Source organism: Roseomonas sp. F4 (assembly GCF_053891155.1).
Genome location: NZ_JBSSHK010000001.1, coordinates 269,728 through 293,189, shown reverse-complemented (window position 1 = coordinate 293,189; position 23,462 = coordinate 269,728). Strand labels below are relative to the sequence as shown.

20 protein-coding genes and 1 pseudogene are annotated in these 23,462 nt (G+C 68.6%); 7 read left to right on the top strand and 14 right to left on the bottom strand.

What is annotated here, in order from left to right; translation table 11 throughout:
- Nucleotides 1-20 precede the first annotated feature (20 nt).
- A complete protein-coding gene (locus ACVFYP_RS01385; RefSeq protein ID WP_499198327.1) occupies nt 21-656 on the top strand; it encodes a calcium-binding protein in 636 nt (211 codons plus the stop codon).
- 89 nt (nt 657-745) lie between these two features.
- Here ACVFYP_RS01385 and ACVFYP_RS01380 read toward each other — a convergent pair whose 3' ends face one another.
- From ACVFYP_RS01380 to ACVFYP_RS01370, 3 genes are all read right to left on the bottom strand, one after another.
- Complete coding sequence (locus ACVFYP_RS01380) at nt 746-1,156, bottom strand: hypothetical protein (protein ID WP_499198326.1); 411 nt, start codon at nt 1,154-1,156, stop codon at nt 746-748.
- An 81-nt stretch (nt 1,157-1,237) separates the two neighbouring features.
- Nucleotides 1,238-2,350, bottom strand: a complete 1,113-nt coding sequence (locus tag ACVFYP_RS01375) for an alanine racemase (RefSeq protein WP_499198325.1) — start codon at nt 2,348-2,350, stop codon at nt 1,238-1,240.
- Nucleotides 2,350-3,474 (bottom strand): pyridoxal-phosphate dependent enzyme, encoded by a 1,125-nt coding sequence (locus ACVFYP_RS01370; RefSeq protein WP_499198324.1) that lies wholly within the window; start codon nt 3,472-3,474, stop codon nt 2,350-2,352. Before ACVFYP_RS01370 ends, ACVFYP_RS01375 begins: the two co-directional genes overlap by 1 nt.
- Before the next feature lie 50 nt (nt 3,475-3,524).
- On the opposite strand from ACVFYP_RS01370, the gene ACVFYP_RS01365 reads away from it, so the two are divergent.
- Nucleotides 3,525-4,640, top strand: a complete 1,116-nt coding sequence (locus ACVFYP_RS01365) for a M20/M25/M40 family metallo-hydrolase (RefSeq protein WP_499198323.1) — start codon at nt 3,525-3,527, stop codon at nt 4,638-4,640.
- Between the two features lie 63 nt (nt 4,641-4,703).
- On the opposite strand, the gene ACVFYP_RS01360 is transcribed toward ACVFYP_RS01365, so the two are convergent.
- The 5 genes and pseudogenes from ACVFYP_RS01360 to ACVFYP_RS01340 all read right to left on the bottom strand — a co-directional run bounded on the left by ACVFYP_RS01360 (nt 4,704) and on the right by ACVFYP_RS01340 (nt 11,191).
- Nucleotides 4,704-5,843, bottom strand: coding sequence for an alginate O-acetyltransferase AlgX-related protein (locus tag ACVFYP_RS01360; RefSeq protein WP_499198322.1), 1,140 nt, complete (start codon nt 5,841-5,843; stop codon nt 4,704-4,706).
- A 10-nt stretch (nt 5,844-5,853) separates the two neighbouring features.
- Complete coding sequence (locus ACVFYP_RS01355; RefSeq protein WP_499198321.1) at nt 5,854-7,401, bottom strand: MBOAT family O-acyltransferase; 1,548 nt, start codon at nt 7,399-7,401, stop codon at nt 5,854-5,856.
- A gap of 110 nt (nt 7,402-7,511) precedes the next feature.
- Nucleotides 7,512-7,674 (bottom strand): annotated as a pseudogene (locus ACVFYP_RS01350) (argininosuccinate synthase); the annotation flags it as partial.
- Between the two features lie 24 nt (nt 7,675-7,698).
- Nucleotides 7,699-9,702 carry a leucine-rich repeat domain-containing protein gene (locus ACVFYP_RS01345; RefSeq protein WP_499198320.1) on the bottom strand — a complete coding sequence of 668 codons (2,004 nt, stop codon included), beginning with the start codon at nt 9,700-9,702 and terminating at the stop codon, nt 7,699-7,701.
- 253 nt (nt 9,703-9,955) lie between these two features.
- Nucleotides 9,956-11,191 carry an argininosuccinate synthase gene (locus ACVFYP_RS01340; RefSeq protein WP_499198319.1) on the bottom strand — a complete coding sequence of 412 codons (1,236 nt, stop codon included), beginning with the start codon at nt 11,189-11,191 and terminating at the stop codon, nt 9,956-9,958.
- A gap of 160 nt (nt 11,192-11,351) precedes the next feature.
- Between ACVFYP_RS01340 and ACVFYP_RS01335 the strand changes: the two genes are divergently transcribed.
- Together ACVFYP_RS01335 and ACVFYP_RS01330 are read left to right on the top strand one after the other, a co-directional pair.
- A complete protein-coding gene (locus ACVFYP_RS01335; protein ID WP_499198318.1) occupies nt 11,352-12,380 on the top strand; it encodes an alpha/beta fold hydrolase in 1,029 nt (342 codons plus the stop codon).
- A gap of 50 nt (nt 12,381-12,430) precedes the next feature.
- Nucleotides 12,431-13,411, top strand: a complete 981-nt coding sequence (locus tag ACVFYP_RS01330; RefSeq protein ID WP_499198317.1) for a Bug family tripartite tricarboxylate transporter substrate binding protein — start codon at nt 12,431-12,433, stop codon at nt 13,409-13,411.
- Nucleotides 13,412-13,529: 118 nt separating this feature from the next.
- On the opposite strand, the gene ACVFYP_RS01325 is transcribed toward ACVFYP_RS01330, so the two are convergent.
- The 5 genes from ACVFYP_RS01325 to ACVFYP_RS01305 all read right to left on the bottom strand — a co-directional run bounded on the left by ACVFYP_RS01325 (nt 13,530) and on the right by ACVFYP_RS01305 (nt 19,017).
- A complete protein-coding gene (locus ACVFYP_RS01325; protein WP_499198316.1) occupies nt 13,530-14,825 on the bottom strand; it encodes a hypothetical protein in 1,296 nt (431 codons plus the stop codon).
- 246 nt (nt 14,826-15,071) lie between these two features.
- Nucleotides 15,072-16,583 carry a tripartite tricarboxylate transporter permease gene (locus ACVFYP_RS01320; RefSeq protein ID WP_499198315.1) on the bottom strand — a complete coding sequence of 504 codons (1,512 nt, stop codon included), beginning with the start codon at nt 16,581-16,583 and terminating at the stop codon, nt 15,072-15,074.
- Nucleotides 16,584-16,593: 10 nt separating this feature from the next.
- Nucleotides 16,594-17,112 (bottom strand): tripartite tricarboxylate transporter TctB family protein, encoded by a 519-nt coding sequence (locus ACVFYP_RS01315; protein WP_499198314.1) that lies wholly within the window; start codon nt 17,110-17,112, stop codon nt 16,594-16,596.
- Nucleotides 17,109-18,122 carry a Bug family tripartite tricarboxylate transporter substrate binding protein gene (locus ACVFYP_RS01310; protein ID WP_499198313.1) on the bottom strand — a complete coding sequence of 338 codons (1,014 nt, stop codon included), beginning with the start codon at nt 18,120-18,122 and terminating at the stop codon, nt 17,109-17,111. Before ACVFYP_RS01310 ends, ACVFYP_RS01315 begins: the two co-directional genes overlap by 4 nt.
- 73 nt (nt 18,123-18,195) lie before the next feature.
- Nucleotides 18,196-19,017 carry a GNAT family N-acetyltransferase gene (locus tag ACVFYP_RS01305; RefSeq protein ID WP_499198312.1) on the bottom strand — a complete coding sequence of 274 codons (822 nt, stop codon included), beginning with the start codon at nt 19,015-19,017 and terminating at the stop codon, nt 18,196-18,198.
- Nucleotides 19,018-19,063: 46 nt separating this feature from the next.
- Between ACVFYP_RS01305 and ACVFYP_RS01300 the strand changes: the two genes are divergently transcribed.
- The 3 genes from ACVFYP_RS01300 to ACVFYP_RS01290 are packed head-to-tail and all read left to right on the top strand — an operon-like array spanning nt 19,064 to nt 22,378.
- Nucleotides 19,064-20,080: a Gfo/Idh/MocA family oxidoreductase gene (locus ACVFYP_RS01300; protein ID WP_499198311.1), complete on the top strand. Its 1,017-nt coding sequence runs from the start codon at nt 19,064-19,066 to the stop codon at nt 20,078-20,080.
- A complete protein-coding gene (locus tag ACVFYP_RS01295) occupies nt 20,080-20,895 on the top strand; it encodes a sugar phosphate isomerase/epimerase family protein (RefSeq protein WP_499198310.1) in 816 nt (271 codons plus the stop codon). The genes ACVFYP_RS01300 and ACVFYP_RS01295 overlap by 1 nt, the downstream gene beginning before the upstream one ends.
- A 58-nt stretch (nt 20,896-20,953) precedes the next feature.
- The gene (locus ACVFYP_RS01290; RefSeq protein ID WP_499198309.1) at nt 20,954-22,378 is read left to right on the top strand and encodes an enolase-like domain-containing protein; all 1,425 of its coding nucleotides are present in this window, start codon (nt 20,954-20,956) and stop codon (nt 22,376-22,378) included.
- Nucleotides 22,379-22,415: 37 nt separating this feature from the next.
- Here the strand turns inward: ACVFYP_RS01290 and ACVFYP_RS01285 are convergent, their stop codons facing one another.
- A complete protein-coding gene (locus ACVFYP_RS01285; RefSeq protein WP_499198308.1) occupies nt 22,416-23,399 on the bottom strand; it encodes a Bug family tripartite tricarboxylate transporter substrate binding protein in 984 nt (327 codons plus the stop codon).
- Nucleotides 23,400-23,462 lie beyond the last annotated feature (63 nt).

Here is a 23,462-nt window from a genome sequence, read left to right as displayed (position 1 = left end):
GCCTCGGAGGGGAACAGGCCATGACGACACGTAGTCCATCCACGCCAGCCGACGCGTCCGATGACGGCAAGATCGAACTCGACATGTCGGCGCTCGACCAGGTGGTCGGCGGCATGGCCGATCCGACACCGGTCTGGGAGATCCACACCGACGTGGAAGCCCGGATCGGCACCTGGCAGGACGACCTGATCCTCGGTGACAACGACCGGCAGCTGATCATCGCCGGCGGTGGGGATGATGCCATCTTCGGCGGTGGTGGTGACGACGTGATGCTGGGTGGTGGCGGGCACGACAAGGTCTTCGGCGGCGATGGCAATGACATCCTGGCCGGCGGCACCGGCGTCGACGTCGTCGATGGCGGCGCCGGCGACGACCTGGTGGTCTGGAGCCCGGGCGACGGCAACGACATGCTTCATGGCGGCGACGGCACCGATGAATTGCGGCTGGAGCGCACCGGCCTGACGATCGAGCAGGTGCTCGCCGGCATGACGCTCGATCCCTGGTCGGCCGCGCCGGTCGCCGTGGATGGCGGGATCAACCTGGCCGGCGTCAGCGGCAGGATCACCATTGGTGGCGAGACATTCTCCTTCTCCGGCTTCGAGCGGCTGACCCTGTCGAACGAGGATTCGCTCTGGGTGCCGGAGGGCTTTCCCTGATCCCGGCGCGGCCTGCTGCCTGGTCTTGATCGCCATGCTGGCGGCAGGCCAGCCAGGCGGATGGCGCGCCGACGTTCAGACGGGCGCCATCAGCCGCAGGTGACGGCCAAGGCGGCGGCCTCGAATCCCTCGAACTCCGCCGACTGCTCCCGCGCCTCGATCCAGCGCAGCATGGCGGCGCCGTCTTCGATCCGTGCGGTGCCCTCGATGACACGGCCGGCGAAGAGCGCGCTCTGGCGGCGGTAGGACAGCGCGCGGCCGGACTCGGTGATGCGCCAGGACAGCACCGGCAGCGGCCGGCAGAGGAAGAAGGCGCGGACCGCGATCAGCCCGGTGCCGTCGCCAGCCAATAGAAGCCGGGCGTCGCCCGCCTCGCTTTTCAGCCGCGCGGTGCGGTCCACCCATTCCGGAAAGGGCGGCACCGGGCGGCCGGCGCGCGCGGCCGGGGAAAGCAGCAAGGCGGGCAGCAGCAGGGCGGCCCGGCGGGGAAGTCTGGCCATGGCGGCGACCGTGTGTCGGTGAAGCTCGCGACTTTCGCGAGCGTGACAGCCGCCAGCAAGATTTGTGACACTTCGTAACGCCTACCAGCCGTTCACCCGGTCCCACACGGCGATCACCCGGCCGGTCTCGTCCAGCACATGGTAGTGGTCATGCGCGGCGGCCGTCAGGCAGACATGGTTCGGGGCCACCCGCAGGCGGGTGCCGACCTTCAGCCGGTCCAGGTCCAGCCTGCCGCCTTCCGCCGCGCGCACCTCGCCATGTTCCTGATGCACGCGGACCACCATGGCGTCGCCCAGGCTCGGCCGGCCCTCCACATCCAGCACGCGGCCGAACTTCCAGTCGCGCGGCGCGGCCTCGGTGCTGCGGTCCTTGGACAAAGCCAGCGCGCCGGCATCCACCAGCACGGCATTGCGCGCCGGGTAGCGGCCGGTGACGCTGGTCAGCACGGTGACGGCGATATCCTCCAGCGGATGTACGCCGAGCTGCGCCTGCAACAGGTCGCCCATCATATAGACGCCGGCCCGCATTTCGGTGACCCCTTCCAGATGCGCGGCATACATGGCGGTGGGAGAGGCGCCGGCCGAGACGATCCCCACGACATGCCCGGCGGCACGCAGCCGGTCCGCCGCCTGCACGATGCCGGCGCGCTCGATCTCCGCAAGCTCCGTCATCGCGGCCTCGCTGCGGCCGGCATAGGAATGGCCGGAATGGGACAGCACGCCCGCCAGTTTCGGGCCGAGCGCCGCGCCGATCGCCAGCAGCGCGTCACTGTCCGGCGCCACGCCGGCGCGACCCTCGCCGATATCGACCTCGATCAGGGTGGGCAGGATGCCGGGATGGGCGGCGATGGCCTGGGCGGTCTCCAGGTCATCGGTGATGATCCGCACCTGCCCGCCCTCGGCATTCAGCGCGGCGACGGCATCCAGCTTCGCGGGCGTGATGCCGACCGCATAGATCTGGTCGCGAAAGCCATGGGCGGCGAAGTAGCGCGCCTCCGCCAGGGTCGAGACGGTGATCGGCCCGCCGCCTGGCGCCACAAGCTGGGCGACGGCGGCGGATTTCGCGGTCTTCAGATGCGGCCGCAGCACCAGCCCGGGGTGGCGCGCGATGGCGGCCGCCATGCGGGCGATGTTGCGCTTCAGGATGGGTAGGTCGAGCAGCAGGCAGGGGGTCGGCAGGTGATCCAGCGACATCAGATTTCGACCCCCAGGAATTCGGCATAGCGCGGCGTGGCCTTCAACCCGGTACCGGTCAGCACCACCACCGTCGTCTCCCGCTCCGCGATGCGGCCCTCTGCGTGCAACTTGCTGAATGCGGCGGCGGCCTGGGCGCAGGTGGGCTCCACATAGAGACCGGTGCGGGCCAAGGCGAGCGCGGCCTCGGCGATCTCCGCCTCCTCCAGCAGCACGGCACCGCCCTGGGATTCGCGTAGCGCGGTCAGGCATTCCGGCAGGCGGATCGGCTGGGCGATGGCGGTGCCCTCCGCGAGGGTCGGCTTGGCGTCCATGGCTGGCAAGCCCAGCGCCGCGCGCGCGATCGGCCCGCAATTGGCCGGCTGCGCGGCCCAGATGCGCGGCAACCGGTCGATCTGGCCCGCCCGCAACAACTCGGAAAAACCGAGCCAGCAGCCCAGAACATTGGAGCCGGCGCCGCAGGGGACGATGACGTTATCCGGCACCTTGAAGCCAAGATCCTCCCACAGCTCATAGGCGAGGGTCTTGGTGCCCTCCAGGAAGAAGGGCTGCCAGTTGTGGCTGGCGTAGAAAAGCTCCGCCGACTTCGCGAGCGCCGCATCGGCGCAGTCCTGGCGCGAGCCGGGGATCAGCTCGATCGTCGCGCCCGCCGCGCGGGACTGCACGGTCTTGGCAGGGCTGGTGCTGGCGGGGACGAAGATGGTGGCGGCCATGCCGCCCGCCGCGGCGTAGGCAGACACGGCCGCCCCGCCATTGCCCGAGGAATCCTCCAGGACGCTCGCCACGCCCTGGTCGCGCAGCAGTGAGAGCATCACGCTGGCGCCGCGATCCTTGAAGCTGCCGGTCGGCATGAACCATTCGCATTTCAGCAGCGCCGTGCCGCCGGGCAGTGCGCGCTCCACCAGCGGCGTGCAGCCCTCCCCCATGCTGATCGGCGCCTTGGGCATCCAGGGCAGCGCGGCGGCGTAGCGCCAGATGCTGCGGGTGCCGCGCTCGATCTCGTCGCGGGACAGGCCGGGGCGCGGCGTCAGCAACAAGGGGGCCTGGTCGTCGCCACACCAGCGGGGGACATCCAGCGACCAGGTCCGGCCGCTGCGAGGGTCGAGATAGAGCTGCGCGTTCATGCGCCCATCCTCCCTTGCCGGGGCGGACGCGGCAAGCGACCCTGCCGCGCATGAGCCTCACCGAACCTGTGCTGCGCCTGGCAGCCGACCTCATCGCGATCGACAGCCGATCCGCCCTCTCCAACCTGCCCGTCGCCGACCGAATCGAGCGTGAGCTTTCGGGATTTGAGGTGGAGCGGCTGGACTACACAGACGCGAACGGCATCCCGAAGCGGGCGCTGGTGGCGCATAGGGGGCCGAAGGGCGGCTATGCCCTGTCCGGCCATATGGACACGGTCCCCGCCACGGGGTGGGAGAGCGATCCCTGGACGCCGCGGCTGGACAATGCCGGGCTGCTGCACGGGCTGGGCAGCGTCGACATGAAGGGCCAGGTCGCCGCCGCCATCATCGCTGCGCGACTGGCCCCGGCGGATGTGCCGGCGACCCTGCTGATTACCACCGATGAGGAAACCACCAAGCAGGGCGCGCGGCGCATCGCGCAGGACAGCGCCCTGGCAAGATCGCTGAATCTGGCCGGCATCTTCGTGGTGGAGCCGACCGGGCTGGTGCCGGTGCGCGGCCATCGCAGCCACATCGCCTTCACCGCCACGGCGCATGGGGTGCAGGCGCATTCCTCCACCGGCAAGGGCACGAATGCCAATTGGAAGCTGCTGCCCTTCCTGACCGCCATGCGCGCCGTCCATGACGAGCTGCGCAGCAACCCCGTGCTTCAGGATGCGGATTACGACCCGCCCTTCTCCGACTTCAACCTGATCCTGGACAACCACGGCACCGCCATGAACGTGACGGTCGCGAAGGCCACCGCCCAGATCAAGTTCCGCTACAGCGCCAAGGTGAACCCGAAGCCGATTCTCAACGCGGTCCGCGCCGCGGCGCGGGAGGCCGGGATCGATCTGGCGGAACAGATGGAAGGCTTCCCGCCGGAACTGCCGGCGGACCACCCGCTGATTGTCCTGGCGACCCGGCTGACCCGCGAGCCCGCGAAGACCGCGCCCTATGGCACCGATGCCAGCGAGTTGCAGGCCCTGGCCCCCTGCGTGGTGCTCGGCCCGGGCGATATAGGCACCGCCCATACGCCCCGCGAATGCATCCATACCGGCCAGTTGCTGGCCGCCCTGCCGGTCTTCGCGAACGCCTTTGCGGCGGGGCGCCCCGCAGGGGCGTAAGCGCTTAGAGACCGTTTGAGAATGCCGGCGGCGGAGGGCCCGCCGGGGTTCTCAAACGGTCTCTTACAGCCCTTGCTCCGCCAGCCAGGCGGCCAGCGCCCGGTCATCGGCGTTCAGGGGCTGGTTCAGCACCCGTTCCGGAAACTCCCAGACCAGCAGTTTCGGCGGCGTCTCCCGCCAGGCGACGCTGCCGAAGAATTCCCGCGCGGCGCCGGCGAAGCCGCCGCCGGCCTGGCTGAGATTGCCGATGGGCGCCGAGAGCGCCTGTTGCAGCGCGCCCTCGAAATTGGCGTTGCGGGAGAAGGAGCTGCCGAGCAGCACCACCTCCGGCACCGGCGCCTCATCCAGGATCGAGGCCTCCGCCGCCTCCGCCGCCTCGGTGGCTTCCAGCCTCTGCCGGTCGGCGCGCGGTCGCAGCGAATCCGGCACCTGGTCCAGGCTCATCAGCCGCAGCAGGTCACCGACGAAAAGGCTCTCCTCCGCCGCGCGGGTGGTCTGGAAGGCCGTGTCGCGCGCCAGATCATCCGGCATGGCGGCAGCGATGGCCTGGGCGGCGCGGCGGGCGCCTTCCTGGTTCCAGTGGGTGTCGGTGCGATAGAACAGCGCCGGGCCCTCCGGCAGCAGCACCGGCGCCAGATCGACAACCGCCAGCCCCGTGCCCTCCAGCAGCAGCCGGAACGCCTGGCCGCGCGCCGCGGCTTCCGCCGAATAGGGCGCGCCACACAGCATCGGCGCGGCGGCCCGTGCCTTGTCCGGCACCGGCACCACCCGCAGCTCGATACCCCGCGCCGCCAGCAGCGCCGCGACGCGGGTCAGCAGCCGCGCGCGTTCGGCCATCGCTTCCTGGCCCTCGGCGCCCCAGGGGCGCAGCTCCTCCGTCAGGAACAGCCAGTCATCGCAGCCGGGCGCGACCGTGGGGCCGCCAGACCCGAAAACCTTCCAGCGCAGCACGCCGCCGGCCGCCCGCAGCAGCCCATCGGCCGGCAGGTCCTGCGCCATCACCTGGTTCACCGCCGCTGCCGTTCGCCCGGCCAGAAAGGCCTCTCCGTTCAGGGTCGGGGCCAGGCGGCGCCCGGCCTGCGGCGTCGACATGGCCGACACCCCCTGCCAGAGGCCAAGCGCCAGGATCGCGGCCATGGCCACGCCGAGGGCGGCGCAGGCTGGCCGCAGGCGGGGATCGACGGAGGGGTCCGGCTGGGACATCGGCGCCTCCTCAGAACTGGAAATACAGGAAGGGCACGGCGGCGCGGCTGTAGAGCAGCACCATCGCGAGCAGGAAGGCCAGCAAGGGCCAGCCGGCCCAGCACAGCCGCGCCAGCGCCCCGCCCTCTCCGGCGCCGGGCAGCAGCCCGCGGCGCCGCAGCGCGGCCAGCGCCAATGGCAGATAGACGAAGCCGATGGCGAGGACGAAGGTGGCGACGCGATCCGGCGTCAGGTGCCAGGCCAGGGCATCGGACAGCGCCCCGCCCCGCAGCCCGAGCATCCCGGCATAGATGGCCGTGGCGCTGGCAAGGTCGGTGGCCCGGAAGATCACCCAGCCGAGCATCACGCAGAGCAGTGTCAGCGCATGGCCGAGCAGCCAGGGCATCGGCCGGCGCGCCGCCGCGCGGCGATCCACGCCGCGGCGCAGATCCTCGCCGGGCAGGGGCTGCGGGAAGGCATCGCGCCGCTCCTCCCCCCGCCGGTCCGCCCGCTCGGCCCGCATCGCCCCCTGGCCGCGCGTGCTCCAGGCCCGGTGCAGCGCCAACAGCCCGCCATGCCAGAGGCCCCAGATGAGGAAATTCCAGCTCGCTCCGTGCCAGAAGCCGCCGATCGCCATGGTCAGCAGCAGGTTCACATAGGTCCGCGTCACGCCGCGCCGGTTGCCGCCCAGCGGGACATAGAGGTAGTCGCGCAGGAAGCTCGACAGCGTCATGTGCCAGCGCTGCCAGAAGGCCTGGATGGAGCCGGCGAGGTAGGGGTCGTCGAAGTTGCGCGGGAAGTGGAAGCCGATCATCAGGCCGAGCCCGATGGCCATCAGCGAATAGCCGGCGAAGTCGAAGAACAGTTGCAGGGTGTAGGTGGTGGCCGCGATCCAGGCATCGGCCGCGGTTGGCGCCGGCAGGGCGAAGGCCGCGTCCACCACGGGGCTCAGCGTATCCGCCAGCACCACCTTCATGGCGAAGCCCACCATGAACTGCCGCGACCCGGCGCCGAATTGCGCAAGGTTCTGCCGCCGCGTTCGCAGATCGGCCGAGACATCCGAATAGCGCACGATCGGCCCGGCGATGAGCTGGCTGAACAGCGCCTTGTAGGCGGCATAGTCGATCAGGCTATGCGTCGGCTGCACCGTGCCGCGGCGGACATCGACCAGGTAGCTGACCGCCTGCAAGACGTAGAAGGACAGGCCGACCGGCAGCACGATCTCGGCCCAGCCCATCGGGGCATGGCCGATCATCCGCATCAGGTCGTTGAAGGTGTCCACGCCGAAATTGGCGTATTTGAAATAGGCGAGCACGCCGATATCGCCGGCAACGCCGAGCCCCATCAGCCAGCCGGCGCGGCGCGAGCCATGGCCGGCACGCTCTATGGCCAGCGCCATGAAGAAGGTGAAGACCGTGACGCCGACGAGCAGCGCCAGGAAATCCACCCGCCACCAGGCGTAGAATCCCCAGGAGAAGACGAGGATCAGCGGATTCCGCCAGCTGCCCGGCGCCAGCATATAGGCGGCGAGGAAGACCGGCAGGAACAGAAAAAGAAACTCGAAAGACGCGAAGATCATGCCAGCCCCTTCAGCATGGCCGGAGGGATTGTGGCACGGTCGTCACGCCTTCCCCAGTGGCGGATCCGTCCTTTTTTGAACTCGGCTAATTTTCTAGAGGATGTTGCCGCGCTGGCTTGGCTCTCATCGATCAATGCCTGCAAACCGGGGCTGAACCAGAAGCCGGTGTAGATCACCGCCGCGTAGCGCGGCATCAGGCTGTCCTTGAGGTGGCAGGCGGTCCAGCGTCATGGATTCCATGGCGCGATGCGCGGGGTGCAGGATGGTGCCGCCCTCCGCGATGACCTGCCGTTGTCTTCATTCAGAACGAAGCTGCGGAAGGCCGCGCGCGCGCCGTGCCCCTAGGAAGGCAGCGTACACTTCGGGTCCGATCTGGGTGCCGTCCAGATTCAGGCGCTCCAAGGCGGTGAGGTGGATGAGCGGCGCCAAATCGACTATCCGGGTGCCCTCCAGGTTCAGCCTCTGCAGGGCGGTGAGGCGGGCAAGCGGTGACAGATCGGTGACCCGAGTATTCTTCAGGCTCAGGCCCTGTAGGGCGGTGAGGCGGACGAGCGGCGCTAGACCTGAGATCTGGGTGTTCGCTAGATTTAGGCTCTGCAGGGCGGTGAGGCTGGCGAGCGGTGCCAGATCGGCGACCCGGGTGTTCGCCAGATTCAGGCTCTGCAGAGCGGCGAGGCTGGCGAGCGGCGCCAGATCGGCGACCCGGGCGCCCACCAGGTCCAGGCTCTGCAGAGCGGCGAGGCTGGCGAGCGGCGCCAGATCGGCGACATGCGTGTCCCTCAGGTCTAGGCTCTGCAGGGCGGTGAGGCTGGCGAGCGGCGCCAGATCGGCGACCCGGGTGCCCATCAGGTCCAGGCTCTGCAACGCGGCGAGGTTGGCAAGCGGCGCCAGATCGGCAACCTGCGTGCCGATCAGGTTTAGGTTCTGCAGGGACGTGAGGCTGGCGAGCGGAGCCAGATCGGCGACCCGGGTGTACGACAGATCCAGCCGTTGCAGGGCGGTGAGGCGAACAAGCGGCGCTAGATCGGCGACCGGAGTATACTGTAGGTTCAGGCTCTGCAGTGCGGTGAGGCGGGTCAGCGGCGCTAGATCGGCGACCGAGGTAAACTGCAGATTCAGGCTCTGCAGTGCGGTGAGGCGGGCGAGCGGAGTCAGATCGGTGACTTTGGTCGCCGCCAGATTCAGATTCTGCAGGGCGGTGAGGCGGACGAAAGGCGCTAGATCAGCGAAATCCTTGCTTGATCCAAATCGCGCGTCGGTGATCCAGGGGGCGACGCGGGTCCAAGGACCATCGGCGCGCGCAAAGCTCTCGGGTGCGAAGCTGCCGGCTGGCTCGATGACAAGGGCACCCTGCTGCAGAGGGTCGTCGCTTACTGGCAGACCAACCCGCGTCAGTGCGGCAAGGTCCCGGGCATCCAACTCCGGTGGCGACGGGCTAGGGGCGGGCCGGGTAGGCGCGGCTTCACGCAGGCGCCGCGCCGCTTCCTGAAGCGCATCGCCCAGATCACGCGTCTGCCGCACCGTCGTCCCGACCCACTCCGTCAGGAAGTCCACCAGCCATCGGCCGAGGGGTTCCGCGGCGTTGGCGCCTGCGCTCAACCCGCGGCCGGCGGCCTCGATCAGATCGGGGGTCCGACGGAAAGCGGTGGAAACGCCGTCGAACCAGCGCGCGACCGTGCTCCGCTGCCGCAGTTCGGACCGAGCGGCCAGGGCCAGGTTCTCGCTGTCGCGCAGGCGCCGGCGTAGCAGATCGCCCGGCTCCGTCGCGGACACGCCACGCGCATCGAGTTGCCCGACACCTTGGCGCAGACGGCCCACCACCTGCTCGGTCTGCGCCTCGACACCGCCAAGCTTCGCCGCGGCCGTCGGCACCGCCACATCGTCGGGCTGCACCGCATCCTCGACGACCACCCCGGCCTGCGCCCGGTATTCGTCGAGGGCTGTTGTCACGGCAGCCAGCAGGCCGTTCACCTGCTGATCGAGAAGCATGCCGCGGGTGAAGCGGGGCTGCTCGGCATCCTCGGGCGTGGTGGAGGCGCCTTCTCCCTCGATACCGAAATGCTCACGCCGGAGCTTCGGCAGGGCGTTGCGGGCCAGTTCAAGCTGCGGGCGGCAATTCTCCGCCGTGCCTTCCGGCAAGGCTGCCAGCGCCGTGCAGAGATCGTGGAGTGCGGCCTTCGGGAAATCTGGCGGGATGACGTTCAGCTTGTCCAGCGTCACGATCACCCCAAGCGCTGCCTCCGCGACCTGCTGCAATTCGCGGCCGAGTGGGCCGTCGGGCGGTCCGTAGGAAAGCGGCATCGAAGGTTCCGGACGATCCGGCCACGCCGCATGGAGAAGCAGGCGGCGCGACCTGTGGCTTGCTTGAGGCAGAGGGATACACGATCGCACTGGCGCCTACCAAGGCGAATGGCGCTCCGCGCCTACTCCGCGGGGGGCTTGAAGCTCCCCGCCCGCCAAACCTGTTCTGAACGCCGAAGACGTCAAACGAACGCAGCTACAGGCGCCTCAGGCTCCCGTGGACGGTGCAGGGGGGCAAAGCCCCCCTGCGGCGCTACAGCGCGCCGCCGCGCCGGCCGGCCATGGCGCCCAGACGCAAACGCAGCGCGTTCAGCTTGATGAAGCCCTGGGCGTCGAACTGGTCGTAGGCGCCCTGGTCGTCCTCGAAGGTCACGTGCTTCATGGAATACAGGCTGTTGGGCGACTGCCGGCCGGTGACGATGGTATTGCCCTTGTACAGCTTCAGCCGGACGGTGCCGGAGACGCTGTTCTGGCTTTCGTCGATCAGCGCCTGCAGCATCCGCCGCTCGGGCGAGAACCAGAAGCCGTTATAGACGATCTCCGCATAGCGCGGCATCAGGCTGTCCTTGAGGTGGCAGGCCTCCCGGTCCAGCGTGATCGATTCCATGGCGCGATGCGCCGTGTGCAGGATGGTGCCGCCCGGCGTCTCGTAGCAGCCGCGGGACTTCATGCCGACGAAGCGGTTTTCCACCAGGTCGAGCCGGCCGATGCCGTTTTCCTTGCCGAGCGCGTTCAGCTTGGTCAGCAGGGTCGCCGGGGACATGCGTTCGCCGTTGATGCCGACGGCGTCGCCACGCTCGAACTCGATGGTGATTTCCGTCACCTTGTCCGGCGCGTCCATCGGGCTGACGGTGCGCTGCCAGACCATCTCATCCGGCGCGTCCCAGGGCTCCTCGAGGATTTTGCCCTCGGAGCTGCTGTGCAGCAGGTTGGCGTCGACGCTGAAGGGGCTTTCGCCGCGCTTGTCCTTGGCAATCGGGATCTGGTGCTGTTCGGCGAAGGCGATCAGCGCGGTGCGGCTGGTCAGGTCCCATTCGCGCCAGGGGGCGATGACCTTCACATCCGGCTTCAGCGCGTAATAGCCGATCTCGAAGCGGACCTGGTCGTTGCCCTTGCCGGTCGCGCCATGCGCCACGGCATCGGCGCCGACCTGCTCGGCGATCTGGATCTGGCGCTGGGCGATCAGCGGGCGGGCGATGGAGGTGCCCAGCAGGTACATGCCCTCATACAGCGCATTGGCCCGGAACATCGGGAAGACGAAGTCCTTCACGAATTCCTCGCGCAGGTCGTCGACGAAGATGTTCTCGGGCTTGATGCCCAGCAGCAGGGCCTTGTCGCGCGCCGGGCCCAGCTCCTCCCCCTGTCCGAGGTCGGCGGTGAAGGTCACCACCTCGCACTGATAGGTGGTCTGCAACCACTTCAGGATCACGCTGGTGTCGAGCCCGCCGGAATAGGCGAGCACGACCTTCTTCACGTCCTTGACGCGCATCGGAGAACCCCTGGAATTCGGCCGGGGCTGGTCGAGACGGACCCGCCCGGAAAGGGGGCGGAACATGCCGGTCCTGCCGCTCGCCGGCAAGGGTCGCGGCATGATTCTCGCTGGACATGGGCATCGACCTTTGGTTCCATCACATCACGAGATGTTGAAGATGGCCCACCGTTTCGTGCTCTGCCTCCTCGCCCTGGTGTCGATCGCCGGGGCGACGGGCCATGCCCAGACCCCGCCTTTGCTGGATTCGGCGCGGGTGCCCCATGTGGGAGAGGGCGGAAGGGCGGATTACCGCCGCTTCCTGTTGCAGGCGACCCCGCGGGCCTTCGCCCTGTCGGAGAACGGCGCCTGGGGCTGGGCCTCCGCCATCGAGCCGGACATGGCGGCGACGGAGGCGCGGGCGCTGGCCAATTGTGCCGCTTACGGTGGCAGGGCGTGCCGCATCTATGCGCGGGACCTCGATATCCTCTGGCCGGAACCCGCCCCCGCCCCTGCCCCGCCCGCCCAGGCGCTGACCGGCGGGCCGGGCTGGGCGCTGGTGCCGGATGGGCGCTTCCTGTGGCAGGGGCCGCGCGCGGCACGCGGCGCCTATCTCTGGGCGCATGGGCGGGCGGCCGGGGGCGCCGACAGCCGCGGCAGCCAGCCCCAGCCGCATGCCCGCGCCTTCAACAATGCCGGCTACGATGTGCTGCGCCTGGACCGGGACCCGGAGACGGATGAGACGACGGCCGGCGCCGAACGCATGCGGGCAGCCTTGGCGGAGCTTCGCGCGCGTGGCTATGCGCGGGTGGTCGCGGCCGGCCAGTCGCGCGGCGCCTGGGATGCGCTGGCGGCGCTGGATGCGCCGGGCCGCGCCGATGCGGTGATCGCCATCGCCCCCGCCGCGCATGGCCCAACCGGCAGCGTCGCCCATGCCTGGGCCCTGGACGACCTTGCCCGCATCGTCACCACGGCCAGGGCGCCAACCACCCGCGTCGCCATCGCCACCTTCGCCGGGGATGAATACGCCCCGGACCCGCCAGGCCGCGCCGCCGCCTTCGCCCGGCTGGCGCCGCGCACCGGCGCGCTGCTGCTGCTGGACCGGCCGGCGGGGCTGGAAGGCCATGGCGCGGGCGCCGATTGGCGCTTCACCCTGCGCTATGCCGCCTGCCTTTTGGATTTCGCTGAGGGGCGACGCACCGGCTGTTGAGGCCGATGCGGCTCTGATAGCCTGCCGGCCCAACCGCCGGAAACGTTGCAATGAACAATACTTTCCTCTCCCGCCGCGTGGTGCTGGCGGCAGGCGCCGCCACGGCCCTGGCCGCTCCGGCCATCGCCCAGTCCCGGCCCATCGTCCTGGTCGTGCCCTATGCCCCCGGCGGCGGCACCGATCTGACGGCGCGCGAATTCGCGCATTCGCTGAGCGAGGCGCTCGGTGGGCAGACCGTGGTGATCGAGAACCGCGGCGGCGCGGCGGGCCATATCGGCTCCGTCAGCGTGGCGCGGGCGCGGCCGGATGGGCTGACGCTGCTGTTTGCCGTCTCCACCAATCTGGTGGTGAATCCGCATATGCAGGGCAGCGACGGGCCAAACCTGATCACCGCCCTGGCGCCGGTGGCGCAGGTGACCTCCTATCAATACGTGCTGGTCATCGACCCGCGCCTGCCGATCAACAATCTGCAGGAGCTGATCGCCTATGCCCGCAGCAAGCCGAAGGGGGAGCTGACCTATTCCTCGGGCGGCGTTGGCAACGCCAATCACCTGGCCGGCGTGCTGTTCAGCGACGCGATCGGGGTGGAGATGGAGCACATCCCCTATCGCGGCACCGGCCCTGCCCTGCTGGATGTGGTGGGTGGGCGCATCACCATGAACTTCTCCTCCCCCCCGCCGGCGATCCAGCTGGCGCGGGAGGGGCGGCTGCGCGCCATCGCGGTGACCGGCGACGGCCGCATCGCGACGCTGCCGGACGTGCCGACCCTGGCCCAGGCCGGGCTGCCGGGCGTGTCCATCACCGGCTGGCACGGCATTTTTGCGCCCGCCGGCGTGCCCGCGGATCAGTTGGAGCGGCTGGAGACCGCGGCCCGCCAGGCCGCCGCGAATCCGCGCTTCGCCGGCAGGCTGGAACAGGACGGGCTGGAAGCCTCCCCGATCCGTTCGCGCGACGCCTGGTTCGAGGCGGTGAAGGAGGAGCACGGCTTCTGGGGCCGCAAGATCCGGGAGCTTAACATCCGGCTGAACTGAGGCGTCTCAAACCTCGCCCGACCAGCCGCATCAGTCGGGGCAGGACGTCCTAGATCGTGCGGGCCCCTGCCGGGCCCGCAAGGATCTTGCTATTTTGTGGCCTCCGGAACTTTTGGCTTTACCTGATCGGGGGCGTCCGGCAGCGAGACCTATCGAAGGACTGTATCTCGCCGAACCGGCTCGCGATGGCAGTCCAGATCTGACGCAGTCGCAGTATCGCCAGATCATCGACCATGATCTCGCAGAGCCGCTCGACTTCTTGCACGCGATCTTCCAGTACCTTGACATCCGTCGTCTGCGGCGCATTCAGCAGCACGCTCGCTAGATGCATTTTCAGGGAAGGCGGCGTTCTATTTCCAGGCCCGAGCATCCGCTCAAAGTCGAAAATTGTTCTTACGCCAAGATTCCGCAGCGTCAGAAAACGCGCCACCCCGACGGCAGTCGCAAGCTGTGCCTGGCCTACCCAGTCGATGCTCTGATAGATACCGAAGGGTGTCTCGACGAATAAAATGATTGGATTGGCCGTCGCGAGGTTCTGCACATCATAAAGGTTGTGATCCTCCAGCCGGGATCGTATATCGGCATCAATTCCCTCGATAAGCTCCAGCGGGATGATTCGGGTTTCATCCAGGGCACGACTGTCGATCTGCTTGATCATTCCCTGGCGCCACAGCTTGGTCAGCAGCCGCTCACCGAGGGCAGGATAGAGCCCGATGACAAACGCAATGGCGATCCATGGCGCGAAGCTTTCAGTGCCGGTGATAGAGAAGGTGAGAGCCGCACCCGCACGCCACAGCACTATCGCCGCCAAGACGGAGGCGACAATCTGCAGATTGGCGCGGAAAAACGTCAGGGGCGTCAGATCGAAATTCGCGACAGCGCGAATGAACAGTTTCAGTGACGCCAGATAGGCTCCAAGAAACGCGAATACAGCGATAGTCAGAGCCGACTGGTGACTTTTTATGAGCTCAGGCCCGGTCAACGGCGATTCGCCGCCCACAAGGAAAATGGAGGGCAGGAGCGCGCTGCGGCCGATCCAGCATTCCGCACGCTCATTCTCCAAAGCACTGAAGCAGTCGCTCACCGAAAACGTGAAAGCATAGATCATCAAAACAAAGCAAAGCACGACGAAAATCAGCACGGATACAGAAAAAAATCCTATCGGTACTTCGCCTTCCCTGTTGATACCCTCCTCATTGAAATACTTTGCCTTGACGAATTCGAATTCGAAGGATGGGATGACCTGCCCTCTGTCGGCGGCCTCCTGCCGGTTGCTTTTCCGAAAAATACCCCAAGCGCGGAAATGATCTCCCGCCGCCGCGCTCTTACATTGTCGCGGCTGACAAGAATCCCGAGCGGCATGGCCACCGCCAGCATCAGAATCCCAGCCGGCACCAGCATATTCGACAACCAAGCGCTCAGTGGAGGATATTGTGGGTCAACAGCCGCAGCGGCCGGCGCAAAACCTATGACAAGAAATAGCACCAGACGCCATCGCATCGCTGATCTCCCGCGCCGGGTCGGGCCATTTCGTCCCGGCGGGAGCTAGCACTTTTCGTAGCGATTTTGCAATATTTTTTCAATCGTCTATCAGCAATACCACGCAACAATATTGTTTTCTGGCACTCCGAACCATGGAGTATCGACCCCTCGCCGCTCCTCAGCCTGCTGAGGCACGCCGCCCAAACACCCCCATCAGCCGCGGCACCAGCCCCGGTATCGCCCAGACGACCGCCAGCAGCGTCAACGCACACAGCGCCATGCTGATCGGCCGGGTGAAGAAGGGCGAGATGTCGCCGCCGGTCAGCACCAGGCCGCGCAGCAGGTTCTTGTCCAGCAGGTCGCCCAGCACGATGCCCAGCACCAGCGGCGCCACCGGAAAGCGCAGTTCCCGCAGGATGAAGCCGACCAGCCCCGCGCCCAACATCACCCAGATGTCGAAGAGGCGGGAGGTGATGGCGAAGGCGCCCACGGTGCACAGAACGAAGACGATGGGCATCAGCCGGGCGCGGGGGATCAGCAGCACCCAGAGCAGCGGCTTCACCAGCACCATGCCGTAGAACAGCTTCACCATGTCGGCGACCACCAGCATGGCGACGATCTGGTAGATGAATTCGGGGTTGGTGATGGCCAGCATCGGCCCGGGGTTCAGCCCGTGGATCATCATCGCCGCCATCAGCACGGCGGCCGGGGCGGAACCCGGCACGGCCAAGGTCAGCACGGGGATGATGGCGCCGGGCACACAGGCGCTTTCACCCGTCTCGGCGGCCATGAGACCCTCGACGCTGCCCTTGCCGAACAGCTCCTTTTCCTTCGAGGCGCGCTTGGCGGCGGCGTAGCTGGTCCAGGCGGCGATATCCTCGCCCAGGCCCGGCATGGCGCCGATGAAGGTGCCGATGGCGCCGGACCGGAAGATGGTGCGCCAGTACTGCGCCACATCGGCGATGCGCGGGATGACGCTGTCGATCTTGCTCGACACCGCCTTCACCGCGGGGCCGCGCATGGCGTTCAACACCTCCGCCACGCCGAAGACGCCGACCAGCACCGGCAACAGCCCGAGCCCGCCAGCCAGGTCCGGATTGCCGAAGGCGAAGCGGGCATAGGCGTGGTTTGTCTCCTGCCCCACCGTCGCCACCAGCAGGCCCAGGAAGCCCGCGATATAGCCCTTCAGCGCATCGCCGCCGGAGAGGCTGCCGGCGATGACGATGCCGAACAGCGCCACCCAGAACATCTCATAGCTGCCGAATTTGAGCGCAAACTCCCCAAAACTCGGCGCGAACATCGCCAGGATCAGCGTGCCGAACAGCGTGCCAAGCCAGGACCCCAGCGTGGAGATGCCCATCGCCCGCCCCGCCAGCCCCTGCTTGGCCAGCGGAAAGCCATCCAGCGTCGAGGCGGCGGAAGCGGGTGTGCCGGGGATGTTCAGCAGGATGGCGGAACGGCTGCCGCCATAGATGGCGCCGACATAGACGCAGACCAGCACCAGCATGGCGACCTGCGGCCCCATGGTGAAGGTCAGCGTGGTCAGCAGCGCGACGCCCATGGTGGCGGTCAGGCCCGGCAGCGCGCCGACGACAATGCCGATCAGCACGGCCCAGAAGGCGTGGAAGGCGGCACCGCCGGCGAAGACATGGGCGAAGCCGTCGCCCAGCATCGTGATCGGGTTGTTCAAGCGCCCATCCTCACGGCAGTCGCACCAGGAAAATCCGCTCGAAGACCAGCGTCACCGCGCCGCCGGTGGCCAGGCCCAGCAGCGCCGCCTCGATCAGCCGGCGCGTCCTGCCGGCGGGGCCGAGCTGCCATTCGAAGGCGGCGGTGAAGCCGAAGACGAACAGCGCCGTCGCCAGCCAGAAAGGCAGCGTGCCCACCAGCACCCCGGCGTAGAGAATGCCGAGCCCCGCGGCGGTGCCAAGCTGGCGCGCGTCATCCTTGCCCCAGGCAGGCTGCCCTGCCCCACCCGGCTTCAGCGCGCCGCGCCTGATGGCGCGTAGGCCGAGCAGCACGGAGAGCACCGCCACCACCATGGCGTGGAAGCCGGGCACGATGCCCGGCGCTGTCAGGCCGGTGCCGGATTGCTCGACGAAGGTCGGCATCCGCCAGGCCAGCGCCATCACCCCCAAGCCCAGCGCCAGCAGCACCGCCGCCGTCGCGAGGTCGACCCTCGGCGGCAGCGGCGCCTTGTCGTCAGCCTCGCCGCTCAAAGCCGGGCGATGCCCAGCGTGTCGGGGCTGACCCGGGCCTTGCCGCCGTCGAAGTAGAGCCAGGCGGTCTGGCGGACCATCTTCCAGGCCTCGTCATGGGCGTTCTGGCCATAGAGCGGCGAGAAGACCGCGGCGCGCTGATTGGAATAGTCCTTCAGTCGCTGGCTGTTGGCGATCTTCTCCGCCCAGACCTGGTTCATGGTGGTGATGACGTTCTCCGGCACGCCCTTCGGCGTCCAGATCCCGAAGTAGTTCAGCGGGGCGGGAATGTCGGAGAGCCAGCGACGGATGGAGGGAATTTCCCCCACGCCTTGCAGGGTCACCGGCTGTTCCGCCTGCACCGCCAGCGGGATCAGTCGGCGGGCGCGGATCATCTCGGCGGCTTCGACCAGCAGCACGGCGCCGAGCGGCGTCTCGCCGCCCACCGTCGCGATCATCGCCGGGTTGCCGCCGTCATAGGTGGCGTGGCGATACTGCACCTGGGTGGCGGCGCGGATCGCCTCCATCATGTTGTGGCCGGCGGAGGAGACGCCGGCGGTGGCGACCGCGGTATTCGCGCCGCGCGTGCGAAAGGCCTCCATCGCAGCGCCGAAGTCGCGGATATTCGCCGAAGGATTGGCCACCAGCACGTTCACATTGGCTACGGCGAAATACAGGTTCCAGTCGGTCAGCGCGGTGTCCAGCAGGCCGAGCACCTTGTAGCAGCCGACATCGACGGCGGCGCCGGCCGCCCAGGTCATGCCGTCCTTCGCCGCTTCCAGCGCATTGCGCGTGCCGATGGAGCCGGAGGCGCCGGGCTGGTTCACCACGACGAAGCGCTGGCCGAGCGCCGCTTCCAGCTCCGCCGCCACGATGCGCGCCATCTGGTCGGTGGACCCGCCGGCGGCCCAGGGCACGATGACGGTCACCGGCCGGTCCGGCCGCCAGCCGCCGGTCTGTGCCCGCACGATCGACGGCGCCACGAGCGTCGCGGCCCCCGCCGCCAGAAGCGTCCTGCGTTGGATCGTCATGTTGAACCGTTCCCTTGTTCTTGATGGGTAACCCACCGGTTACCTGGATGGTGAAACCCCTTCGCGCCCGCCGTCAACCGAACTCCGGCCCGGCCAGAAGAAAGTTTTTTTCCAGCTGGCCGGGTGGCGGGGTGCCGAAGACCATGCGGGTGAAGGGGCGCTGCGGTGCGGCGCCATGTTCGGCCAGTAGCGCGGTCAGGTCCTGGGCGGAGTCGGGCAGGTCCGCCACGGCCGGCACGCCCAGCGCATCCCGCGCCGCAGCCAGCAGGGCCTGGGCGGTGGCGGCATCCTCGGCGACGAGCGGGCCGATCTGCGGGCCCCGCAGCCCATCCCGCGCCAGCACGAAACCGCCCGGCGCGACCAGCGCCGCGCCCGGGCAGCGCGCGGCGAAATCGCGCAGCAGGGCGCCGCGCGGCGCGCCAAAGGCGGTGAGGTCCTGCGCCAGGATGGCGGGCCAGTCCGTCTCGATCATAGGCCGCACTTCGATCCCGGCCGGGCGCGGAAGGGGGTTCGGCACGGTCCAGCGGGCAAATGAAAAAAGATCGTCGAAGCCGAGGGGGCCGTAGACCTGCCGCCCCGCCGGGGTCGCATCCAATGCCAGTGCCATATCCGGCCCGCGCGCATCCATCGCCCAGCGCAGCAGCGCGCTGGCCAGGCCCCGGCGGCGCTGGTCCGGGCGCACCAGAACCATGGAAATCCAGGCGAGCCGCGGGCCGTAGGGCAGCAGCGCGGCGCTGGCGGCCAGCGCCTGATCCGCCCCATCCTCCACCACCCGGACCTGTCCGTGGCGCAGGAAGAAGGCCCAGTCGGCCGCGACCTGGTTCCAGCCGATGCGCGCCGATAGCGCGGTGGCGCGGGGCAGGTCGTCCTCGATCGCGGCACGGACATCGAACATGCGGGGAGGCTTGCGCGGGTCCTCGCATGGGTCAAGCTTGTGAACCATGACCCGTATCCTGCTGATCGGCTGCGGCGCCTTCGGGCGCGTCCACCTCGCCGCCCTCGCGCGGCTGGGGCCTTCTGTCACCGTGCAGGTGCTGGAACCCGACCCGGCGATGCGCGACGCCGCCCCCGCCGGCACCCGCTTCGTCGAGGGGTTTGACGCCGCGCTGGCCGAAAGCGACGCCGCGATCATCGCCACGCCCCCCGTCACCCACGGCCCCCTGGCGGAGGCCGTGCTGCGCGCCGGCCGCGACCTGTTCCTGGAAAAGCCCGCCACCGAGACGGCCGACCAATCCGCCGCGCTGCATGCCCTGGCGCGGGAGGCGGGGCGCATCGTGCAACTCGGCCTTTTCTTCCGCTTCCACCCCAAGGCGCAGGCGGTGCAGGCGCTGGCACGCGCAGGCGGCTTCGGCCGGCTGCATCACCTGTCGGCCCGCATGTCCGGTCTGAAGCGCGCCCGCGGCGATTCCGGGGCGCTGCTGAACGATGCGGTGCATTTCGCCGACCTGCTGCCCTGGATCGCCGGGGAGGCACCCTCCCACGTCTTCGCCATGCTGTCCGACCCGCTGGGCCGGGGGCGGGAGGATCTGGCGCTGATCCAGCTGCGCTTCCCTTCCGGCGCAACCGGCTTCATCGAAGCCGGCTGCGTGCTGCCGGGCGAGCATGCCGACCCGGTGGTGCCGGGGGCGGAGACGCGCAAGCTGCTCGGCCTCGCGGGCAGCCACGCAGTGGCGGAGGTGGATTTCATGGCGGAGACGCTGCGCCTTCGCCGGGGCCAGCACCTGCCCGCCCAGGGCGGCGCCTGGCTGCCGAACCATGTGCCCACCGAGGATCTGGGCGCCGCGGCGCTCGATACGGTCGGCGTGGTGGCGGCGCAGCTCGAGGCCTTTGTCTGCGCCGTGACCACACGCATTTCTCAAGGGCCGGATCTTCACGAAGGCGGGGTGCTGCCGCTGCGCATACTGGACGCCGCAAGGCGATCCGCCCATGAGATGCGTTTGGTGGAAATGGACCAGTAATGCGCATCTCACTTTGCAACGAAGTTGTGGCGGATCTTGCCTTTGCGGAACAGGCGAAGCTTGCCGCCGCGCTGGGCTATGACGGGCTGGAAGTCGCGCCCTTCACCCTCGATGCGGAAGCGCCGCATCTGCTGCCCGCCGCGAAGCGCGCGGAATTGCGGCGCATCGCGCGGGAGGAAGGCGCGCCCATCACCTCGCTCCATTGGCTGCTGGTCGCGCCGGCCGGGCTTTCCATCACCAGCGCCGATGCGGCGCTGCGCCAGCGCACGCTGGATGTGATGCAGCGGCTGATCGGCCTGGCCGCCGATCTCGGCGCGACGCTGCTGGTGCATGGCTCGCCCAAGCAGCGCCATGTGGCGGCGGATGGCGATGCGGGTCGGGCGGAGGAGGCGATGGCCAAGGCCGGCGCATGGGCGGCGGAACACGGGCTGACCTATTGCCTAGAGCCGCTGGATGCCGGCCAGACCAACTGGGCACGCACGGTGGCGGAGGCGGTGGAGATCGTCTCCCGCCTCAATGTGCCGGGGCTGAAGACGATGCTGGATGTCAGCGCCGCAGGGAATGGGGAGCAGGAAACGGCGGCCGCGCTGCTGCGCCGATTCATCCCCGGCGGCTGGATCGCCCATGTGCATCTGAACGACCGCAACCGCCGTGGCCCCGGCCAGGGAGGGGACGAATTCCGCCCGGTCTGCGATGCGCTGCGCGACACGCGATATGATGGCTTCTGCGCGGTGGAACCTTTCGACTACCATCCGAACGGCGCCGCCAGCGCCGCGCGCGCCATCGGCTATCTGCGAGGGATTCTGGAGGCTTGAGTCCGGAGTCCCCTGTCAGACGCCCGTGTCGCGCGGGTCGTTATCAGGGGATCTGCGTATGAGCCACCGCTTCACGCTGCTCGAAACCGAGCGTTTCGAGTGGCCCTTCACGTTGCGCTTGCCCTTCCGCTTCGGCGTCATCACCGTGACGCAGGGCCGCCAGGCCGTGCTGCGCGCGCGCATCCGGCTGGAGAACGGCACGGAAGCCTGGGGCGTGGCGGCGGAGACGCTGGCGGCGAAGTGGTTCGACAAGGATCCGAAACTGTCGGACGCGCAGAACGAGCAGCAGCTGCGCCGTGCGCTGGAGCTGGCGACGGAGGCCACGCGCGCCGCCGGCGCCGACACCGCCTTCGGCCATTTCGCCAATAGCTACGCGGCCGTGACCAAGGCCGCGGCGGCGGAGGCGCTGAACCCGCTGGTCGCCAGCTATGGCCGCGCCCTGCTCGACCGCGCCATGCTGGATGCGCTGCTGAAGGCGCAGGGCTTGTCCTTCTGGACCGGCATGCGCGCCAATATCGGCGGCATGGCACCGCATGCGGTGGCACCGGACCTCGCCGGCTTCGATTTTGCGGGGATGCTGTCGGCGCAGGTGCCGCTGCAACGCCTGCATGCGCGGCACACCGTCGGCCTCGTCGATCCGATCACCGCCGCCGACCAGGACAGCCGCGTGAATGACGGGCTGCCGGAGACGCTGGCGGAGATCGTCAGCTTCTACGGCCATCGCTATTGGAAGCTGAAGGTCGGCGGCAATATCGCGGCCGATGTGGATCGCCTGTCGCGCATCGCCGCCGTGCTGGATGCGCAGGCGATACCCTATCACGCCAGCCTCGACGGCAATGAGCAGTATGAGGATGCGGAAGGGGCGCTGGCCTTGTGGCGCGCCATGCAGGCGGAACCGCGGCTGTCACGGTTGAACGCCTCCATCCTCTATATCGAACAGCCGGTAAAGCGCGCCCGGGCTTTGGAGACGAGCATGAGCGCGCTGGCCGCCGAGCGCCCCGTCATCATCGACGAAAGCGATGGCCCGCTGGATGCCTTCGTCACCGGCCGCAAGCTGGGCTATGCGGGCGTGTCGTCGAAGGCGTGCAAGGGCGTGTGGCGATCGCTGATCAACCTCGCCCGCTGCCGCGCCTGGAATGCCGAGGAAGGCCGCGACCGCTACTTCATGTCGGCGGAGGATCTGACCACGCTGGCCGGCGTCTGCGTGCAGCAGGACCTGGCGCTGGTCGCGCTGCTGGGCCTGGACCACGTGGAGCGCAACGGCCACCACTTCATCGATGGGTTTTCAGGGCGCCCGAAGGCGGAGGCTCATGCCTTCCTGGAAGCGCATCCGGGTCTCTACGCCGATACCTCGCGCGGCCCGCGCCTGGCGATCCGGGACGGCATGCTTGATATCGCCAGCCTGGAGACGCCGGGGCTGGGCGCGAGCCTGGAGCCGGATACGCGGGCGATGGATGTGATGGCCAAGGCCGTCTGGCCGTAGGCCAGCGCAGGCTCCGCGCGCGGAGCCTGCGCTGATTTCAGTCCAGCCGGGCGCCAGTGGCGCGGATGATCGGACCCCAGCGCTCATTCTCGGCGCGCACCAGCGCGGCCATCTCGGAAGGCGGTGTCAGGGGCAGGATGGGGTCGAAACCGATCTGCCCAAGTCGCCGCAGCACAGCGGGATCAGCCATCATCGTCTGCGCCGCGGCGAAAAGCCGGTCGATGATCGGCTGGGGCGTGCCGGCAACGGTGGCGAAGCCCAGCCAGGTGCTCATCTCATAGCCGGGGACACCGCTTTCCTGCATGGTCGCCACATCCGGCAGATGCGGCGAACGCTGCGCCGAGGTGACCGCCAGGGCGCGCAGCCGTCCGCCCTGGATCGCGGGCAGCAGTGTCGAGATGTTGTAATAGGCAAAGTCCACCTCGCCGCTTTCCACGGCCAGGATGCCCTGCGGCGCGCCGCGATAGGGCACATGCACCATATCGAGGCCTGCCATCTGCGCGAGCATGGCGCTCGAGATATGATGCGTGCTGCCGACCCCGCCGGAGGAATAGGTCAGTTGCCCGGGACGCGCCTTCGCCGTCGCGATCAGATCGGCGACGGATTTGATCGGGCTTGAGTCCTTCACCACCAGCACATTGCTGACCGCGACCAGCCGCGTGATGAAGGTGAAATCCTTCAGCGGGTCGAAGCGCAGATTCGCGTAGAGGAAAGGATTGAAGGCGACGGAGGTCTGACCCATCGTGATGATGGCGTAGCCATCCGGTGGCATGCGCGAGACCTGTTCCATCGCCAGGTTGCCATTCGCCGAGGGGCGATTCTCGACCACCACCGGCTGCGCCAAGGTCCGGCCGACATTCTCGGCGATGATCCGCGAAATGATGTCGACCGAACTGCCGGCCGCGAGCGGCGCGACCAGCGTGAGGGAGCGCGATGGCCAGGGGGCCGCGCCTTGGGCCCTGGCCTGCCGCGCGCCCAGCGCGGCGGAGGCGGAGAGGGTGAGGATATCGCGTCGGCGCATGAGGGGTTCCTTTGCAGGTCGTGTCGGATGCTGCGCTGAAGCCGTGTGTTCTTGCTTTTCATC

Excerpts from the sequence above, each read along its gene's own strand:
- ACVFYP_RS01385 (WP_499198327.1), top strand. The coding sequence starts at position 21 with ATGACGACACGTAGTCCATCCACGCCAGCCGACGCGTCCGATGACGGC.
- ACVFYP_RS01380 (WP_499198326.1), bottom strand. The coding sequence starts at position 1,156 with ATGGCCAGACTTCCCCGCCGGGCCGCCCTGCTGCTGCCCGCCTTGCTG.
- ACVFYP_RS01375 (WP_499198325.1), bottom strand. The coding sequence starts at position 2,350 with ATGTCGCTGGATCACCTGCCGACCCCCTGCCTGCTGCTCGACCTACCC.
- ACVFYP_RS01370 (WP_499198324.1), bottom strand. The coding sequence starts at position 3,474 with ATGAACGCGCAGCTCTATCTCGACCCTCGCAGCGGCCGGACCTGGTCG.
- ACVFYP_RS01365 (WP_499198323.1), top strand. The coding sequence starts at position 3,525 with ATGAGCCTCACCGAACCTGTGCTGCGCCTGGCAGCCGACCTCATCGCG.
- ACVFYP_RS01360 (WP_499198322.1), bottom strand. The coding sequence starts at position 5,843 with ATGTCCCAGCCGGACCCCTCCGTCGATCCCCGCCTGCGGCCAGCCTGC.
- ACVFYP_RS01355 (WP_499198321.1), bottom strand. The coding sequence starts at position 7,401 with ATGATCTTCGCGTCTTTCGAGTTTCTTTTTCTGTTCCTGCCGGTCTTC.
- ACVFYP_RS01345 (WP_499198320.1), bottom strand. The coding sequence starts at position 9,702 with ATGCCGCTTTCCTACGGACCGCCCGACGGCCCACTCGGCCGCGAATTG.
- ACVFYP_RS01340 (WP_499198319.1), bottom strand. The coding sequence starts at position 11,191 with ATGCGCGTCAAGGACGTGAAGAAGGTCGTGCTCGCCTATTCCGGCGGG.
- ACVFYP_RS01335 (WP_499198318.1), top strand. The coding sequence starts at position 11,352 with ATGGCCCACCGTTTCGTGCTCTGCCTCCTCGCCCTGGTGTCGATCGCC.
- ACVFYP_RS01330 (WP_499198317.1), top strand. The coding sequence starts at position 12,431 with ATGAACAATACTTTCCTCTCCCGCCGCGTGGTGCTGGCGGCAGGCGCC.
- ACVFYP_RS01310 (WP_499198313.1), bottom strand. The coding sequence starts at position 18,122 with ATGACGATCCAACGCAGGACGCTTCTGGCGGCGGGGGCCGCGACGCTC.
- ACVFYP_RS01305 (WP_499198312.1), bottom strand. The coding sequence starts at position 19,017 with ATGTTCGATGTCCGTGCCGCGATCGAGGACGACCTGCCCCGCGCCACC.
- ACVFYP_RS01300 (WP_499198311.1), top strand. The coding sequence starts at position 19,064 with ATGACCCGTATCCTGCTGATCGGCTGCGGCGCCTTCGGGCGCGTCCAC.
- ACVFYP_RS01295 (WP_499198310.1), top strand. The coding sequence starts at position 20,080 with ATGCGCATCTCACTTTGCAACGAAGTTGTGGCGGATCTTGCCTTTGCG.
- ACVFYP_RS01290 (WP_499198309.1), top strand. The coding sequence starts at position 20,954 with ATGAGCCACCGCTTCACGCTGCTCGAAACCGAGCGTTTCGAGTGGCCC.
- ACVFYP_RS01285 (WP_499198308.1), bottom strand. The coding sequence starts at position 23,399 with ATGCGCCGACGCGATATCCTCACCCTCTCCGCCTCCGCCGCGCTGGGC.